Raw genomic sequence first — 17030 nt, 5'->3', positions numbered from 1 at the left:
AGACTCATCATGCGTCTCTTGCTGATTGAGGACAATAGTCGACTGGCCGGATTGCTGATTGCCGGCCTCGAGCGGCGGGGGTTCCATTGCGACCATGCCGAAACGCTGATCATTGCGACAGAGGCCGTCGCAGCGGAAGTTCATGATGTACTGATCGTCGATCGCGGCCTGCCTGATGGCGACGGCATTGCCTGGCTGCGCGACATCAGGCGGCAGGGGCATATGCAGCCGGCCCTGATCCTGACGGCGCGTGACGCCCTTGAGGACCGGATCACCGGCCTCGACGCCGGCGCCGACGATTATGTGGTAAAGCCCGCCGAGGTGGACGAGATCGCTGCCCGCATCCGTGCGCTGATGCGCCGTCCGGGGCCGCGTGCCCAGACCGAATTGCGCTTCGGTCCGCTGCTGGTCGATTCGGCGCGGCGCATGACACTGTGCGCAGGGCAGGCGATCGACCTGTCCCGCCGTGAGACCGACTTGCTGGAACTGCTGCTGCGCCAGGCCGGCGCTGTGGTCCGGCGCGAAAGCATCGAAAGCGCGCTCTATTCCTTTGCTGAGCCGGTTACCCCCAATGCGGTCGAGGCCACGGTGTCGCGCCTGCGCCGCAAGCTGGAGGAGGCTGGCGCACGCGGCATGCTCCATACCGTGCGCGGCGTCGGCTATATGCTGCGGGAGCCGGCGGCATGAGCCAGCGTCGCTCGATTGCCCGGCGGCTCTTCATAGGCCTGTCGATCGTGGGCTTCATCGGCACCACGCTGCTGCTGGTCTTCATCATCAACGAACATCGGCAAAGCTTCACTGCGCTGGGCGACCCGGCGGCCGCCCGCCATGCCTTTCGCGAATTGTTCGAGCATGTGATCCTGCCGATCCTGGTGCTGATCATTCCGATGGGCATGGCCAGCCTGATCGTGATCCGAAAGGCGCTGGCGCCGCTGGGGGAGGCGGTCGCCCAGTTGCAGGTGGCCGAACGTCATCAGCGCGGCGTGTTGATCGATCATGCCGCCTTCCCGACCGAGGCCGTGCCCTTCGCCCAGGCGGTCAATCGCCTGCTTGGCCAACTTGACCAGGCGGCGCGCGATCATGAGGCGTTCGCCGCTGACGTCGCGCATGAACTGCGCACGCCGCTCGCCGTGCTGGCGCTCGAACTGGACGGGCTCGACCATCCCGACGCGCCGCGTCTGCGCGCCGAGGTGATCGCGATGCGCCGGCTGATCGACCAACTGATGCTGCTCGCGCGGGTCGAGGCGCAGAGCGTGGCCCAGTCGATCCGCGACAGCGTCCGGCTGGAGGATGTGAGTGCCGACATCGTCAGCCTGATGGCGCCCGGCGCGATAGCGGCCGACAAGAGCCTGTCGCTGACCCGCGTCGGCGATGTCGCGCCGATCATGGGGCAGCGCGAGACGGTCGCGGCGGCGCTACGCAACCTCGTCGAAAATGCGCTGCGGGTGACGCCGGCGGGTGGCGCCGTCACCGTGATCGCCGGTCCTGGTCCCCGGCTGCGAGTGAAGGATGGCGGTGCTGGGTTGACGCCCGAGCGGCTGGCCGAACTGGTCCAGCGCCATCGCCGCGCGGATCATGCCAGTAGCGAAGGCGCCGGGCTGGGGCTGGCGATCGTCGCCCGCATCATGGCCGCGCATGGCGGGACCCTCTCCAGCGTGGCCGGTGCACAGGAACTGGTGCTGGATTTCACGCCACCGCGTTGATCGTCCGAAAACCCCTCGTCAGGGTCTCGTCAGTTTGATCCCATAGGGCAGGGCCATGGTCCCGCTATTCCGATTCGTGCGCCTGCCCGGTGCCCTCGCTCTCCTGTCGCTTGCCGCCTGTTCGGGGGAGCAGGCCGCGCCCGCCAATGACAGTGCTGCGGCGCAACCGGCGGACGGATCGATCCCGCTGACGGCGGACAATATCGCCCGGCTGGGGCTGAAATTCGGCGCGGCCGTCGCGGCCATCGAGGCGCCGATTGCGGTCGTGCCCGCGCTGATCGCGCCGCCGCCCAACGCCCGTGTCGCTGTCGCCGCCACCTTCCCCGGCATCGTCACCCGCATTCTGGTGGTCGAGGGCGAGGAAGTGCGGCACGGCCAGCCGCTGGCGATCGTCTCCAGCCGTGATGTCCTGTCCATGGGCGCGGACCTCAATCGGGCGAGCGCACGGCTGGGCGTGGCGCAGTCGAGCGCCAGCCGCCTGTCGCAACTGGAACGCGAAGGCATCATCGCCGGCGCCCGCGCGGACGAGGCCCGCGCCGTGCTGGGTGAGGCCCGCGCCGACGTGTCGGAAAAGAGCCGCATCCTGACGATGGTGAATGGATCGGGCGCCAGCGGCACCTACACGCTGACCGCGCCGATCGCCGGGCGCGTGACCAGCGCCGCGATCCATGCCGGCAGCGTCGTCGATGGCACCACCGCGCCCTATGTGATCGATGCGGCCGGCCAATATGAGGCGCAGGCGCAATTGCCCGAGCGGCTGGCGGGGCAGGTGAAGCCCGGCATGACCGTGGCGCTGGGCGATGATCTGCGCGGCACGGTGACGGCGGTCGGATCGACCATCGATCCGGCGACCCGGTCGGTGACGTTGAAGGCCAAATTGCCGGCCGGCCCCGGTGCCATGGCCGGCCGCGCCACCAGCCTGTCGATCTTCGGCCCGGCGCCGGCCGGTGCCTCCATGGTGCCCGCCGCCGCCGTCACGACGCTGCCCGGCGGCGACACGCTGTTCGTGCGCACCCGCACCGGTGTCGTCGCGCGCCAAGTCAAGGCCGGCGGCAAGGATGGCGATCATGTCCTGATCCTCTCCGGCGTGGAACCGGGCGAACAGGTGGTCGTGGCCGGCACCAGCGCGCTCAAGCCGCTGGCGATGGGCGAGTAAGGCCCGATGCTCAAATCGCTGGCTGCCTGGGCGCTCTCCTATCGCCTGATCGTCATCGCGCTCGCCCTGCTGACCGCCGGGCTGGGGGCCTGGGCTTTCGTCAACCTGCCGGTCGATGCCTATCCCAACATCGCCCAGACCCAGGTGAAGGTGATTCTCAAAGCCCCCGGCATGACGCCGGAGGAGGTGGAAAGCCGCGTGATCACCCCGATCGAGATGGAGATGCTGGGCATTCCGGGGCAGGCGATCCTGCGTTCCTCGGCCAAATATGCGATCGCCGACATCACCATCGATTTCGTCGATGGCACCGACATCTACTGGGCGCGCCAACAGGTCGCCGAACGCCTGGCGGGCGTGATGGGAAATCTGCCGCCGGCGGTATCGGGCGGCATGGCGCCGATCTCGACGCCCTTGTCCGACATCTTCATGTTCACGATCGAAGGGCCTTTGAGCCTGGAGGAAAAGCGCACCCTGCTCGACTGGACGATCCGGCCGGCGCTGCGCACCGTGCCCGGCGTCGCCGACGTCAATGCGCTGGGTGGCTATGTCCGCACCTTCGAAGTGCGGCCCGATCCCATCGCGCTCGCCAGCGCGGGCCTCAGCATTGCCGATCTTCAGGAAGCAATCGAGCGCGGCAACCGCAATGACGGCGCCGGCCGCCTGTCGCAGGGCGAGGAATCGCTGATCGTCCGGGCGGTCGGCGCGATCCAGTCGGAAGCGGACCTCCAGTCGATGGTGATCGCCACGCGCAATGGCCGCATTGTCCGCATGGGCGACGTCGCCACCGTCGGCACCGGCAGCCTGACCCGCTATGGCGCGGTCACCGCCAATGGCAAGGGCGAGGCGGTGCAGGGGCTGGTGATCGCGCTGCGCGGTGCCGATGCCCGCGCCGTGGTCGATGGCGTCAAGGCGCGCGTCGCTGAACTGGAAAAGACCTTGCCACAGGGCTCCACGATCGCCGTCTTCTATGATCGCTCCGACCTGATCGGCCGCGCCGTCGGCACGGTTGAAAAGGCGCTGATCGAGGCGACCATCCTGGTCGTCATCCTGCTGATCCTGTTCCTGGGCGACTGGCGCGCGGCGGCGATCGTGGCCGCCACCCTGCCGATGTCGGCGCTCGTCACCTTCCTGATGATGCGCGGCATGGGCCTGTCGGCCAACCTCATGAGCCTGGGCGGCTTGGCCATCGCCATCGGCATGCTGGTCGACGGCGCGGTCGTGGTGGTCGAAAATATCGTCGAACGGCTCAATCATGCGAAGGATGACGGCCCGCCCCGGCTGCACCATGTCTACCGCGCCACCGGCGAAGTCGTGGTGCCGGTGTCGGCCGGCATCGTCATCATCGCGCTCGTCTTCCTGCCCCTGCTCTCGCTCGAAGGGCTGGAGGGCAAGCTGTTCGCCCCGGTCGCGCTCACCATCATCTTCGCGCTGGCGGGATCGCTGCTGATCGCACTCACGCTAGTGCCGGTGCTGGCTTCGCTCGGCCTCAAGCCCGGCCATCATGGCGAACCCTGGATCATGCGCAAGCTGACGCCGCGCTATCGGGCGCTGCTCGACGGTGCCTTTGGCCGCAAACGGCTGGTCTATGGCTTGGCCGCGCTCGGCCTGGTGCTGGCGGGCCTGGCCTATGGCGCGGTCGGCAAGACCTTCATGCCCTCGATGGATGAAGGCTCGGTGATCGTCCAGACCGCCAAGCTGCCGACCATCAATCTCGACCAGTCGGTGCTGGGCGACACGGCGGTGCAGCGGTCCCTGATGCAGGACGTGCCCGAAATCGCGCAGATCATCGCCCGCGTCGGCACGGACGAGATCGGCCTCGACCCGATGAGCCCGAACGAGACCGACAGTTTCGTGGTGCTGAAACCCCAGCAAGAATGGCGCGGCGACAAGGAGTTCGTCGTCGATGAAATCCGCAAGTCGCTCGACAAGCTACCCGGCATCGAGCCGACCTTCACCCAGCCGATCGAGATGCGCGTCTCGGAAATGCTGACCGGATCGCGCGGCGACCTTGCCGTCAAGATTTTCGGCCCGGACCTCGCCACCCTGTCGGACCTTGCCGGACAGGTGCAGAAGATATTGTCGAAGACGCGCGGCGCTTCGGAGGTGATGACCGTCGCTAACGATCATGTCGACTATCTCCAGCTCGATATCGATCGCGCCGCCGCCGGCCGTTTCGGCATGCCGATCGACCAGATGCAGGACACGCTGCGTGCCCAGATCGAGGGCGTGCATGCCGGCGTCGTCGCCGACGGGCAGAAGCGAGTGCCGATCCTGGTCAAGGGCGACGAGACGATCCGCAGCGACGCGACCCGCTTTGCCGACCTGCCGCTGCGCACGCCGGACGGCACCGTCGCGCGGGTCAGCGACATGGCGCGGGTCGAGCGCACCGAGGGGCCGGTCAAGCTCGACCATGAAAATGGCTCGCGCTACGCGCTGGTCCAGGCGTTCGTCTCGGGCCGCGATCTGGTCGGCTATGTCGATGAGGCGCGCGCCACCGTCGATCGCGAAATCAAGATGCCGGCCGGCTATCGCATGGTCTGGGGCGGCCAGTTCGAAAATCAGCAGCGCGCTTCCGCCCGGCTGATGCTGGTCATCCCGGCCGCGCTGCTGCTGATCCTGCTGGTGCTGCTCATGACCCTGCGCTCGATGCGCGCGTCGCTGCTGATCCTCGCCAACATTCCCTTCGCCATGGTCGGCGGCATCATCTCGCTCTGGGTATCGGGCCAATATCTCTCCGTGCCTGCCTCGGTCGGTTTCATCGCCCTGCTCGGCATCGCGGTGCTGAACGGCCTCGTCCTCGTCGCCTATTTCCGCCAATTGCGCGAGGAGGGGCAGAGCATGGCCCAGGCCGTGCGACTGGGCGCCGAACGCCGGCTGCGCCCGGTGCTGATGACCGCCAGCATCACCGCCTTCGGCCTTGTCCCGCTGATGTTCGCGACCGGGCCAGGGTCGGAAATCCAGAAACCGCTCGCCATCGTGGTGATCGGCGGGCTGATCAGTTCGACCCTGCTCACCCTCATCCTCCTGCCCATTTTGTTCGAGCGCTTCGGTGAAGGCGCCACGGAAGCCCGATCATGACCGACATGTTGCTGACCTTCTATTGCGCCGCGATCGACCGCGACGGTGTGGCCGACGCGCTGCGCGGCCACACCCAGGCGCCGCTCCATCTGCGTGACGAGCAGGTGCTGGGTCGCGATTTCGGCGATGCCCGCGCGGCCGAGCAGGTGCGCGGCACGCTGCGCCGGGCGGCGATCGACCTGATCGTGCCGGCGGATGATATCGCCCCGCTGGTCGCCGCCGTCACCGATGCGCGGCGGGGCCATGCGGTGCGCTGGCATGCCTGCCCGGTCGCGGCACGGGGGCGTATCGCATGATCCGTGCGCTTCTCCTGTCGGCCACCGCCCTCATTACTACGCCCGCCTGGGCCCAGCGCACCGACCTGCCGCCCGAACCCTTGGTGGTCGAAGCGCTTGATAGCTATCCCGCCGTGGCTGCGGCACAAGCGCGCGTGCGCTCGGCCGAGGCCGGCGCCGCCATGCTCCGCCGGGGCAGCCATGAGTTTACCTTCCAGGGCACGGTCTCCCGTCGCTCGGCCGAGGGGGAGGGCGATTATGGCGAATATGACGTCAACCTCACCCGCCCGTTCCGCCTGCCCGGCAAGGCGTCGCTGGACCGCAAGGCCGGCGAACTGGGCGTCGAGGTGGCGCATAATCTGATGGAGGATGTGCGGCATCAGACCGCGCTCGCCTTTTCCGATCTCTGGCATGACTGGCTGGTCGCCAGTGCCCAGCATCGCACCGACCTCGATTCCGCTGCCAGCCTGACGCAGGACATGGCGGCCGTGCGCCGCCGTGCCCAGTTGCGTGACGCGTCGCTACTGGACGTGGACCAGGCTGAAGCCGCGCTGGCTCAGGCGCAAGCGCAGGCCGCGACCTCCCGCGCGGCGCGGGATGAGGCGCGGGTGAAGCTCGCCGCCGGCTTCCCCGGCCTTGCTCTGCCTGAAGAGGCGCCCTTGCTCGCCGATCCGGCCATGCCCGCCACGGCGCTGGAGGATCTGCGCAATCTGGTGATCGAGCGCAGCCATGAAATCCGCGCGTCGGAGCGGGAGGCGCAGCGGCTGGCCATGGTCGCCCGCCGCGCCTCGGCCGATCGCATCGCCGATCCGTCATTCGGCGTGCGCGTCTTCAGCGAACGGGGCGGGCTGGAAAAGGGCGTCGGTCTGGTCGGCTCGATTCCGCTGGGCGGTGGCTATCGCCGCGCCGCGCATGACCAGGCAACCGCAGACGCCAGCGCGGCCGAGCTGGAACTCGCCCGCGTGCGGCGCGAGATAGAGGCGACCGCCGCCGCCGACCTCAGCAATGTCCGCGCCCGCGAAGCGGTCTGGCGCAGCATGGAAAGCGCTGCCGCCAGCGCCGCCGCCGCCGCGACCCGGACGAAGAGAGGCTATGAGCTGGGCCAGATCGACCTCGCCGATACGCTGCTCGCCCGCCGCCAGGCGAACGAGACGCGCCGCCAGGAAATTGACGCCCGCGCCACCCTGCTGCGCGCCATCCTGCGCATCCAGATCGACGCGCACGAGGTCTGGACCTCGCAGGAAGGGCATGAGGATTAAAGTCTACAATGGGCGCGAATCTGCCATCGACGACTGGCTGCGCAATCCCATGTTCTGGACGGTCTAGGATTTCGGCAAATGGCAGAGGGCATCGTCATCATAACGTCATCGCGGTGCACCGTAGCCGGCCCGCCGCTCCTCCCCTGTGGAGCGGCCCTCCCTGAATTCTGGTCCCGCCGTGGAGATCTTTCCGGTGGGGTTACTTTTATCTGCATCTGATAGATTTTGGACCAGCGAATAATGGCGAACGATGGGACATTCTGTTCGGTCTGGTTCTGAGTGCAAAAATAGAAAACCGGACATTCGGATCGCATGTATGTGCTCGCCACATCCGCCAACATTCCAGACATTGCGGGCCGGAATTGAGCCACCTGTTAGCTGCCTTCTGTTCATGATAACCTGATGGCGCTGGGACGAGCCTTCGATGGCTTTGTCGAACATGCCGAGCGGGTCTCACCGACCTGCCTGGTACCGGCAAGAACCACATCGCCACGGCCCTACTCCCATAGCTGCCAACGGGAGCAGGCGGACAATCGCTCCCATGGGAACCACTCGCGCCAACAGCCCTTATCGCCCAATCAACCCATTTATGAGCTCACGGCCCAATCTGCATGGCGAGCGAGCTTGTTGATCGCCGGTGTTCAAAAACGCTCGGGGACTTTGCCGATCGTCGGCGAATTGACCCGGAATTTTTCCCCGATTTCCGCTTCTCGCGACGGATTGAGTTGATTTCGCGCCCGAACAGAGCGGTCGATATCGCGGAACCGGCGCTGAAGGTGTAGCTTCATGGCAAGCGACGAGGGCAATCGGTCGCAAAATTCATACAGCCCTGCGCAAATGCGACGACCACTGACGGGTGAGTTCGAGTTTGCTTATGCGTGGGGTGTATATGCGGGTGGTGATTGCCAGCGAAATCCGACTGCTTGGCGAATGCGTCGCTCATTCCTTGATGACGCGCGATTCGGCGCTCGATGTCTTGCTGACGGGTACGATTGCGGATCTGAGCGACCTCATGGCGCGCGGCCTGCGGTTCGATGTTGCCATTCTGGATCTGACACAGGGCGTGGATCTCGACGCCGTGCGCGCCTTTCATCGTCGCTATCCCGATCTGGCGTTGCTCGCCCTCGGCCTGGAGGAGCAGGAGCAGGCCGTAGTGGCGCATGGCAGTGCCGGCTTTGGCTGCTACGTGCGCCGGGAGGACGGGATCGAGCGGCTGTACGCCACGGTGCGCGATGCGATTGCAGGACGAATGACCTGCTCGCCGGAAATTGCCGGTTCGATCATGCGCGCCCTGTTTCGCGCTCCCGGATCGGCTAGCGCGGACCCGGGCCATGGCAGGAACGCGACGCTGACCACCCGCGAGGAGGAGGTCGCAAGGCATGTCGCCGATGCGCTGTCTAACAAGGAGATCGCGCTGCTGCTCGACCTGAGCGAGTCCACCGTCAAGCATCACGTTCATTCTATCCTTAGCAAGCTGGAGCTGCCCACCCGCCGGCAGTTGATACGACGGACGCGGATGTTCGACATGGTGACCGAGCCGACCCGTGCGTCGAGCTGAGGCCGACTTCGCAATCCACTGACTTAGCTTTTCTCGCCGGTCTTGCTCGCCCGCCGCCGAAAATCCTCGCGCAGTGCCGCCAGGCGATCGGGGAAGGCGGCGAGCTTGTCTTCCACGTCGACCCCAGCGGCGTTCAGCCGCTTCTGAACGTCAGACAGATTGCTTTGCGCGGTCCGGAGCTTCTCCGGGTCGCCGGACAGCGAGCCGAGAATTGCGCCGGGCAGCGCTTTGGCGAGGGCCAGAAGTGCCGGCAGGGCGTCGGCCGTGACGGCACTGTCCGGGGCGATCGGCGTATCGCGGGCCGCCTTGAGCGCGGCGCGAGTGCGGCCGATCTTGCGGTCGATGCGCTGGCGGATGTCGGAGAGCGCGGCCCCGAATTCCTGTTTCGCCCATTCATGGGCCTGGGCTTCGGTGACTTCGAAGCTGGCGAGGCACGATTCGCTGCAGTGCGCCTCGCCTCCGTCAAAGCGCGTGATGCGGTAGCATCCATTACGCAAGGGCGCATCGGTGGGGATGATGAAGTGACGCTGGTCCTCCTCGTTGCGCCAGAGAATGTCGTTCATCTCTCCTGCCACAGCGCATCTCCCTTCACTCTCGCGCCGCGAGGTTACGGACGATCTGTTCCTGTTTGTCGGTGTCGCTAATCTGCCAGCCAATGACGCCCAAATGATCGGCGGCTGCGATGACATAGTCACGGGGCGTGAGGTTCATCCGGATCGGCTGGCGATTCTTGAAATGCACGCATTTCAGGCCAGCTACACCGTCATCCAGTCGGATCGCGGTGTAGCTGTCGGGCGTGACGCTGTCCAAGCGGCGCCATTCGGTCAGGCACTGGCCCATGCTCCTGTCCTGTTCGTCGTCGCGCTGGAATAGTTCCGGCAAGGAGGCGAGGGCGATCACGCCCTCGACAACGCCCGCGTCGCAACTCCAACGAAAGTCGAACCCGCCTGTGGCCGTATAGAGTTCGATCAGATCGGCCGGCAACATGTAGCCGCTGTCGTCAGTTTCCTCCCGAACGATGTCCTGCCAGTCGCGTATCTCATCCGATGGCATCACGCGGAAGTCCTCGAATGTGACATGGAAGGAGGAACGCTGCGCCATTTCTTCGGCCATCGTCCGGATGTCGGTCAACGCCTCATGCAGGCGTTTGTCAGCAGCTTTCGTCATTTTGGCCACTTCGCCTTTTTCTCCGTGATCAGCAGCAGAACGGCGGCGACTCCTTCGCTCAGCTTGTCATCCGGATTGCCGCCCTTCGTTTTGTAGAATGCGGTCATCCTTGCGGTGAACGTTCCGGGGTCGGTGAAGGCTCCGCGTAGGTCGCGTTCCTCGTCCATCGCCATTGCGAACCGGATTGGCACGTTGCGCTTATACAGTGCGGTGCGGCGGAGTTCGTTGATGTCTGGCCGGGCGCCGTCCTCCAGATCAGGTTTTTTCAGGTTGGCGTAATAGGGCTTGTACTCCTTTTCATCGGCCCACGCCTTGTCTCTGAAGCGCATGGCTCCCCATTGAACTGAAATGGACGCGGGAAAGTCGTTCATTCGGGGGTCTTCGCTATCATCATGATAGGTGACTGACGCGGTGTAATAGAGCACCTCGCCCCGGGCGACCGCCGTTTTCGCGTCGTCTTCGACGGCGATCTCCATCCGTGTATTGTCCCCGGTGCGCATGGGTGTGGTGTTCCATGGGTCGCCCGGGCCGTGCAGCTTTTCAGATAGGAGGTGCGCGGCGACCCATTGCGGGTTTCTCCCCGCAACGAGCGGCCAGCCACGTAGCTTGCCTCTCGGTTTGCTGCCGCTGCTGCCGTCTTTGCTGAGCGGTCGCGCCGTGACGATGGTGGCCTGCCCTGATCCGCCATGAATCTTGGTTTTGGGCATTGGGATATCGTCAATCGCGATCTCGATGATCTGGAGTTCCGGCCAGAGCTTCTCCTGCCAGTCCTCGGTCTGCTGGTCCTTGGCCTTCACATCGTCGGGCTTGGCGTCGTTCTTCGCGATCGCCGCCTTGGTGGCCTTGGCGGCCTGTTCGGTCGCGTCGAGCTTCTGGCGCGCGCTTTTGATCGCATCGGACGCCCGCTTCTGGCGGTCTTCGATATCCTCCTTCGATCCCGGCCCCTTCGAGAGGTTGATCGCCTTGTTCTCATATTTTGTGAGCTTCGCGCGCACCGGCCCCTTTTGTCCGCTCGCCATCATCACTTCGACGCCGCCAGTTGTCTCGGCTATCCACATTTCGTGGCTTTCGTGCGGGCCGGCCCAGTGGGCGACCGCGCCAATCTTGCCGTCAAAGTCTTTTTTGTCGTCGTCCTTCTTATCCTTGTCCTTCTTCCCCCCGATCCCGAGGGCCGCCAGCAGCGCCTTGCCCTTCTCGATCAGCCAGTCGAACGCCTTCTCGATGATGCCGAGTATCCATTTCTGGAAGCTCTTGATCTGCTTGGCGACCGCCTTGGGCAGGTCGCCAAACCCGAGATAGTCCGCGATGAAGCCCAACACCGGCGCGATCAGCATCGCCAGTCCCTTCTCCACGGCATTGGCGAAGCCCGCGACATTGCCCGCGATGATGTCCGCCAGACCGTTCACGATCGTCTCGATAAGCGTGAAGATGCGCGCGGCGTTCTCGAAAACCCATTTCAGCACCTTGTAGATCGCTTCGATCGCCTGAAGGATCGCGCCCGCCGGGTTGAACAGCAGGATCAGGCGCGCGGCCACCGCCTTCACGATGGCCGTCACCATATAGTCGACCGCCATCTGGATCACCTGGTCGAGGATCGACTGCGGGTCGAGTTTCTCCCGGATCATCTCGAAAATGCCTTCCGGCCCCTTGTCGATGAGCATTGAGACGAGCGACCAGACCTGCTCGATCAGCGCGACATTCTTCTCGCCGATCTTCTTGACGATGATCTTGCGGATATTGGGCCAGGTGATGCCCATGATCTGGAGGAAGAAGGTGATGACGCTCTTGAGCGAGAAGTCCTTGGGAACCTGCACGTCCTTGAGGTCGCCCAGCAGCCAGCCGAGGAAGCCCTTGATCATGTGGGTGGGGAAATTGTCGAAGAACTGGCTGAAGCCCTGGCCGATGCCCTTCAGGAGGTTGTTGGCGAAGTTCACCGGGTCGTCGATGATGTCGCGCACCACCTTCTTGATCTTCGCGACCACCGCCCAGAAGGCGGGCGGGGAAATGCCGAGCAGTTCCAGCAGCCCCTCGATGATGAACTTGACGGGATCGTCGACGAAGCGTTTGACGGCGTCCACGATGCGCCCGACGAGGCCGCCCGCCTTCTTGCGCAGTTCAGCGATCTCGGCGCGCACCTCGTCCACTGCCTGCGCCGCGCGCTGGCCCAGATCCTTGTTGAATGCGTCGCGGGTCTGGTGGACTTCCTGCCCCAGCTTGTCGAGCTGGGTGTCGAAGCCGGCCTGTTCCTTGGTCGCCCACTCCTTGAGCGAGGCGGGCAGGGCGTTGAAGATGACCGCGATCTCGTCGCGCGCCTGCTTGATGCGCGCCTCGCACGCCTTGATGATCGCGTCGACTTCGGTCGAGATTTCGCGCAGTTTCTTGATGACGCCGTCGGCGAAGTTCTTCTCCGCCCGGTCATAGCCCTCGGTCGCCCAGTCGGGCAGGCCGGTGAAATAGTCCGCGATCGCGGCGAGCGTGCTTTCATGGCGCTTCTTGACCTGATCGGCGACGCCCTTGAGGTCCGCTTTGAAAGTAGTGGTGAGGTCGGTCTTCGCCGCCTCCCACTTGTTCATGGCGTTGGGAACAAGGTCTTTGAGAAGGCCCTGCACATCCTCCTTGGCGCTGGTGAAGGCGGCGCGGGCCTGCGTCCCCGCCTGTTCGCGCATCTGCGCCTCGGTGCCGACCATCGCGGTCTGGCGTTGCGTCGTCTTGCCGACCGTGCCGGCGCGATGCGCGGTGAGGGCGGCCAGCGCCCGCACCTGAAGCGCGCCCATATCCTCATTGGCCTTGGCGAGCGCTTCCTTCTGCTGCGCGACGATCTTGGCGGGATCTTCCTTCGCTGTCTGGTCCAGCTCGCCCTGCGCCTCGCGCGCCTCTGCGACCGGGCCGGACTGGACGAGCGCGGCCGCCGGCTTGTTCATACCGGTGTCGTCGACCTTTTTGCGCGCTTCCTCTGCGTCCTTGTCAAGCGAAAGCTTGTCGGCGCCCACTGCATCGGGAACGGCTGCTTTTGCGCCGGGCGCGGCTGCGGGGGCGGCGGCGGGCTGTGGGGCGAGGGGCGGCGCGGGCGCGCCGGGCACCGGCTCGGGCGGCTTGTCCAGCGGCCCATAATTGTCGGTGACCTTCTTGCTTTGCGTCTCGACCGTGGAGTTGAGCGTCGCGCCTGCTTCCATCGCCTCCTTGGCGGGTTCGGCCTTGTCCAGCGCGTCCTCGTCGGGCGGGCGGCGGCGGCGGATGGCGTCCGCGATGTCGGTGCAGAGCTTCTCGATTTCCGGACTGGGCGCGGCGTGCATCTCCGCAATGAGCTGCGCGCGGGCTTCGGCGATGCGCTGCGCGTCCGGTTCGGTCACCGCCTTCTGCGCGTCGGCCACCTGTTTGTCGGCGGTGGGGAGCGCCCCTTGCGCGGTGGCGGCGCCGCCCGCGCGCTTCTGCACCCCCGCGATCCGGTCCATGGTGGCCTTGGACGGCTTGGTCGGCGGCTCCGGCATGTGGAGTTTGACGCCGCTCGCATCCTTGCCTTCCCCGCCGGCTGCCATAGGCGCTTCGCCCTCGGGGACGGCCTCCCGCGCCTTGCCGGGGGGGCCGTCGGCGTCCTTCTTCGCCTTTGCGGCATGCGGCCCCTTGGGTTGCGGAGCTTGATCATTGGATGCGTGGCGAGAGGGGGCGCCGGGCGTGGCGGCCGGCGCCTTGCCGCCGCCCGAGCGCGCTGCGATCAGCTTGCCGACGCCCGCCGCGCCGATCCGGCTTTGCAACAGAGCCGCCTGTGACAGCGGAACCTGCGCGGCCTTTGGCGGCGCCTTCGCCGGCGTCGGCGGAGGCAGCGTCTTGGCGGGCTTGCGGACTGGCTCCACGCCGCGTCTCCCCTGTCGCCCGTGGACGTCAGGACGAGATGGGGTCGGGGATCAGCGCCGGGCGGACGAAGCGGCGCACGCCCTTGTGGCGCACCTGCCAGCCATTCCGCCCGTCATTCTCCACCCAGCGCACCTCGGCGAGCAGGACGCAGCAGCCACAGGAACAGGCGGAACCGCAGCCGCAATCCTCGGGACAGGCGGGATCATAATTGTGCTTGTCGTAACAGTCCGTCACGCGGTCGGGCAAGTTGTCGACTTCGATATCGCCGCTGCCGATCTCCCCTTCGCTCCCGCCTTCCTCATCGCCATGCTGATTGCTGAAATCCATGCAGCCGCAGGCGCAGGTCGGCGGATCGAAGGTCACTGAGATTTCGGTGTTGAGGCGCGCCCGCGTCGCCTGCGTGCGGTCGTCGAGGGAGTCGTCGCAGACGGTGGGGCGCGGGCGGGACTTGCCGTCCTTCGCGCAGGCCAGTACCCAGAATTGGGTGAAGCGCGGCGCGCCATTGGTTCCGGCCGGCGAGAGGACGCCGTCGCGTTCCTCCAGCTTGATCACGGCCGAGCCGGGCAGGTGGAGCGGGTCGCCGCAGCCATCCAGCGCAAGGCCGGGGGCGACGGTGACGATGAGGCCGCAATTCTCCTTGACGGAAACGGTGAGGCCGCACAGCACGCCGCAGCCGAACAGCGTGCGGAACAGCAGCCGGTTCAACTCGCGGGTATAGTCCACCGCGGCCGTCAGGTCGCTGTCCTGCAGTATGAGGCCGGGCGCGTAGAGCGGGCGTTCGAGGCTGCCGGGAACGATGGTCGCCAGCCGGTGGTCGCCGCCGCCGTGGCAGTTGCAGTCATGGGTCATTTCAAGCCTCCTGCGCTGGCGGCCTGGCCGCTCGCTGCGATGGGTCGTCCTGCTTCTTCACGTCCGGCGGACCTGCCGGCACATTGTCCCTGTCTCCGCCATCGGCCTCTCCGCCGTCAGGCTCCTCCGGCGACGGTTCGACGACGAAGCTGCTGAGGAAACGGCCGCCGGGCGCGCAGTCGTCGCTGGGGACGTAGCGGCCGCCGCCCGCGACCTTCTGGCCGAGCGCGTCGATGATGAAGGCGGTGCGCACCTCGATCTCGACCAGCGTCTCCTGCTCGAAGCCGGAGCTGTTGTCGGGATTGATCTCGCCGTTCCAGAAGCGGAAGCTGACCCGGGGACGGCAGGCGCGGGTGGTGCCGTCGGGATCGCCCGCGGTCTGCGGCGCGACGTCGATGGCGCGTACCGGCATCCGGCGCACCTCGCCCACATCCTCATTCTCGTCGCGCTGGATGAGGGTGATGGCGAAAATGTCCGCCGTTAGCGAGGCGGTCTGCACCGGCCCGGTGAAGCAGAGCCAGAAGTCGGTCGCGACCGGCTCGCCTTTGTAGCGCTTGGCCTTGGGGTTGCTGACCGGAGGCGGGGCCGAGAACTTCTTCGCGAAGGCGTTGAACGGCACGACGCGTCTGTCGTGCGGCAACCATTCGGCCCAGCCGACATCCTTGATGCGGGTGAGGTCGCAGCCGCGGATCAGGTCGAACAGGGTCGGGTTGGGGCTGGCGAGGCGGCGCGGATACCAGTTGTCGTCCACGCTCATGACATAGGGCTTGCCGCAATCAAAGCCGACGGTGACGCAGGCGAGCGGCACGCCGTCGTCGAGCGCGACGAGGAGCGGACCGAGGCGGTCCAGGCAGTCGATGCGGCACAGCCCCTTGTCGAGCCGGTCGAGGCTCCATTTCGCGAGCTGGCGATGCGTGCCGCGGTCGCTGATCCGGGCGATGGCGGGATCAGCGCCGGGGTCCGGCTCCGGCAAGCTCCACCAGCGTTCGTCGACGGCGGGACAGTCGCCGCGCGGCCAGAACGGGTCGGGGCAGGGGGCGAGGCCGGACGGGCAGGCATCAATGCGGATGAGCGAATAGACCACCGTCTCGCAGATGTGCGTCGCTTCGCAGCGGGCGGGCGTGCAGTCGTCGCCGATGCTGACCGAGTCCACCGGCCGCTCGGCGTAATGGGCGCTGACGAGATAATGGCGCGGCGCGGCGTCGCCTTCCTCCTGCTGCGGCGGTTCGGCAGGCTCCGGGCAGCCCTTGCTGCGTTCGAGCCAGAGGATGTCGCAGGCCGAACGAAGCTCCACCGCGTCGCAGGCGACCAGTTCGCGGCCGCGCGGGTCGAGCGCGAAGCCGGGGCCGACGACGACGCCGCGGTTCTTCTCGGCGTCCTGCGTGATGGTTTCGACCGCCATCCCCTCGACAACGCCCCAGCCGAGCATGGCGCGGTTGATGAGGCGTCGCCGTTCGATCAGATGGCGCTGTTCGAGCTGATAGTCGGCGACGGTCAGGCGTCGGCCGGGAAAGTAACGGTTGCGCTCGGACGCGCTGCACGGGCCGCAGGTGGTCGCGGCCTTTGGGGCTGGCGGGTCGCAGCTCATGATGATGTCTCCTGCTGGATCATGGCAATGTCACCGGGATGGACGAGCCGGCGCCGCCGATCAGGCTGTCGTCGCCGCCGAGCGGCGCGATCCCGAGCGGACGGGCATCGCCGAGGATGATGGGGCGGCCATCGTCGAGGACGGTAAGGACATCTGCGCCCGTCGCCGCCGCCAGCGCGGTCCAGCGGGTCCGAAGGCGGACGCCGGCGGGGACGAGGCGGCCAAGCATCGCCTCGATCACCATGCGGTAGCGGCGGGTTTCGGCGGGGGGGGCGGGGATCTCCACGAACAGCTCCGGCGCGCGGCTGACGCTCGGCGCGCCGGGGCAGCCGAGCGGGGTACGGCCGCGGACGAGGCCGGCGTTCCACCCCCGGCGGGCGGCGGGGGGGCCCGGCCGGAAGGGGGGCAGCACTTAGCCGCCGGGGGGGCGGCCGCCGAGCGGGACGGGGGGGAACCCGCCGGCGGGGCCGATTACGCGACAGGGGGGTCTGCGGCACGCGCGTGACGGCGTCCGTAGGACGCACCGGACGAGACCCACCCCGCGG

General features: G+C 66.7%; 14 protein-coding genes. 8 read left to right on the top strand and 6 right to left on the bottom strand.

What is annotated here, in order from left to right; translation table 11 throughout:
- Positions 1-9: 9 nt before the first annotated feature.
- The 8 genes from BRX37_RS20360 to BRX37_RS20330 all read left to right on the top strand — a co-directional run bounded on the left by BRX37_RS20360 (position 10) and on the right by BRX37_RS20330 (position 9029).
- Positions 10-687 (top strand): winged helix-turn-helix domain-containing protein, encoded by a 678-nt coding sequence (locus BRX37_RS20360; protein ID WP_026108710.1) that lies wholly within the window; start codon positions 10-12, stop codon positions 685-687.
- Positions 684-1703 carry a sensor histidine kinase gene (locus tag BRX37_RS20355; protein WP_125989108.1) on the top strand — a complete coding sequence of 340 codons (1020 nt, stop codon included), beginning with the start codon at positions 684-686 and terminating at the stop codon, positions 1701-1703. Before BRX37_RS20360 ends, BRX37_RS20355 begins: the two co-directional genes overlap by 4 nt.
- A 55-nt stretch (positions 1704-1758) precedes the next feature.
- Positions 1759-2859: an efflux RND transporter periplasmic adaptor subunit gene (locus BRX37_RS20350; protein ID WP_125989106.1), complete on the top strand. Its 1101-nt coding sequence runs from the start codon at positions 1759-1761 to the stop codon at positions 2857-2859.
- A gap of 6 nt (positions 2860-2865) precedes the next feature.
- A complete protein-coding gene (locus BRX37_RS20345; RefSeq protein ID WP_125989104.1) occupies positions 2866-5937 on the top strand; it encodes an efflux RND transporter permease subunit in 3072 nt (1023 codons plus the stop codon).
- A complete protein-coding gene (locus BRX37_RS20340) occupies positions 5934-6233 on the top strand; it encodes a DUF3240 family protein (RefSeq protein WP_125989102.1) in 300 nt (99 codons plus the stop codon). The genes BRX37_RS20345 and BRX37_RS20340 overlap by 4 nt, the downstream gene beginning before the upstream one ends.
- A complete protein-coding gene (locus BRX37_RS20335; RefSeq protein ID WP_125989100.1) occupies positions 6230-7471 on the top strand; it encodes a TolC family protein in 1242 nt (413 codons plus the stop codon). Before BRX37_RS20340 ends, BRX37_RS20335 begins: the two co-directional genes overlap by 4 nt.
- Positions 7472-8082: 611 nt before the next feature.
- Entirely contained in the window at positions 8083-8253 is a 171-nt protein-coding gene (locus BRX37_RS26835; protein ID WP_164522498.1) for a hypothetical protein, read from the top strand.
- 107 nt (positions 8254-8360) lie between these two features.
- On the top strand, positions 8361-9029 hold the full coding sequence (locus tag BRX37_RS20330; protein WP_164522497.1) for a response regulator transcription factor: 669 nt from the start codon (positions 8361-8363) through the stop codon (positions 9027-9029).
- A 23-nt stretch (positions 9030-9052) separates the two neighbouring features.
- Here BRX37_RS20330 and BRX37_RS20325 read toward each other — a convergent pair whose 3' ends face one another.
- From BRX37_RS20325 to BRX37_RS20300, 6 genes are read right to left on the bottom strand one after another with little or no spacing between them, the layout of a single operon-like run.
- Entirely contained in the window at positions 9053-9592 is a 540-nt protein-coding gene (locus BRX37_RS20325; protein ID WP_125989096.1) for a hypothetical protein, read from the bottom strand.
- Positions 9593-9617: 25 nt separating this feature from the next.
- A complete protein-coding gene (locus BRX37_RS20320; RefSeq protein ID WP_125989094.1) occupies positions 9618-10196 on the bottom strand; it encodes a hypothetical protein in 579 nt (192 codons plus the stop codon).
- Positions 10193-14047, bottom strand: a complete 3855-nt coding sequence (locus tag BRX37_RS20315; protein WP_125989092.1) for a hypothetical protein — start codon at positions 14045-14047, stop codon at positions 10193-10195. Before BRX37_RS20315 ends, BRX37_RS20320 begins: the two co-directional genes overlap by 4 nt.
- 28 nt (positions 14048-14075) lie before the next feature.
- Positions 14076-14897 (bottom strand): hypothetical protein, encoded by an 822-nt coding sequence (locus BRX37_RS20310; RefSeq protein WP_125989090.1) that lies wholly within the window; start codon positions 14895-14897, stop codon positions 14076-14078.
- A gap of 1 nt (position 14898) precedes the next feature.
- A complete protein-coding gene (locus BRX37_RS20305) occupies positions 14899-16485 on the bottom strand; it encodes a hypothetical protein (RefSeq protein WP_125989088.1) in 1587 nt (528 codons plus the stop codon).
- 19 nt (positions 16486-16504) lie between these two features.
- Positions 16505-16771 (bottom strand): hypothetical protein, encoded by a 267-nt coding sequence (locus BRX37_RS20300; RefSeq protein WP_125989086.1) that lies wholly within the window; start codon positions 16769-16771, stop codon positions 16505-16507.
- Positions 16772-17030 lie beyond the last annotated feature (259 nt).

The sequence above is a fragment of the Sphingomonas sp. S-NIH.Pt3_0716 genome, assembly GCF_003950715.1.
In the GTDB taxonomy this organism is placed as follows: Bacteria; Pseudomonadota; Alphaproteobacteria; order Sphingomonadales; family Sphingomonadaceae; genus Sphingobium; species Sphingobium yanoikuyae_A.
This window is presented reverse-complemented; position numbering and strand designations above follow the sequence as displayed.

Bases quoted from the DNA above. Each gene is read 5' to 3' on its own strand.
- BRX37_RS20350 (WP_125989106.1), top strand. From the start codon at position 1,759: ATGGTCCCGCTATTCCGATTCGTGCGCCTGCCCGGTGCCCTCGCTCTC.
- BRX37_RS20330 (WP_164522497.1), top strand. From the start codon at position 8,361: ATGCGGGTGGTGATTGCCAGCGAAATCCGACTGCTTGGCGAATGCGTC.
- BRX37_RS20320 (WP_125989094.1), bottom strand. From the start codon at position 10,196: ATGACGAAAGCTGCTGACAAACGCCTGCATGAGGCGTTGACCGACATC.
- BRX37_RS20360 (WP_026108710.1), top strand. From the start codon at position 10: ATGCGTCTCTTGCTGATTGAGGACAATAGTCGACTGGCCGGATTGCTG.
- BRX37_RS20305 (WP_125989088.1), bottom strand. From the start codon at position 16,485: ATGAGCTGCGACCCGCCAGCCCCAAAGGCCGCGACCACCTGCGGCCCG.
- BRX37_RS20310 (WP_125989090.1), bottom strand. From the start codon at position 14,897: ATGACCCATGACTGCAACTGCCACGGCGGCGGCGACCACCGGCTGGCG.
- BRX37_RS20345 (WP_125989104.1), top strand. From the start codon at position 2,866: ATGCTCAAATCGCTGGCTGCCTGGGCGCTCTCCTATCGCCTGATCGTC.
- BRX37_RS26835 (WP_164522498.1), top strand. From the start codon at position 8,083: ATGGCGAGCGAGCTTGTTGATCGCCGGTGTTCAAAAACGCTCGGGGAC.
- BRX37_RS20340 (WP_125989102.1), top strand. From the start codon at position 5,934: ATGACCGACATGTTGCTGACCTTCTATTGCGCCGCGATCGACCGCGAC.
- BRX37_RS20325 (WP_125989096.1), bottom strand. From the start codon at position 9,592: ATGAACGACATTCTCTGGCGCAACGAGGAGGACCAGCGTCACTTCATC.
- BRX37_RS20355 (WP_125989108.1), top strand. From the start codon at position 684: ATGAGCCAGCGTCGCTCGATTGCCCGGCGGCTCTTCATAGGCCTGTCG.
- BRX37_RS20335 (WP_125989100.1), top strand. From the start codon at position 6,230: ATGATCCGTGCGCTTCTCCTGTCGGCCACCGCCCTCATTACTACGCCC.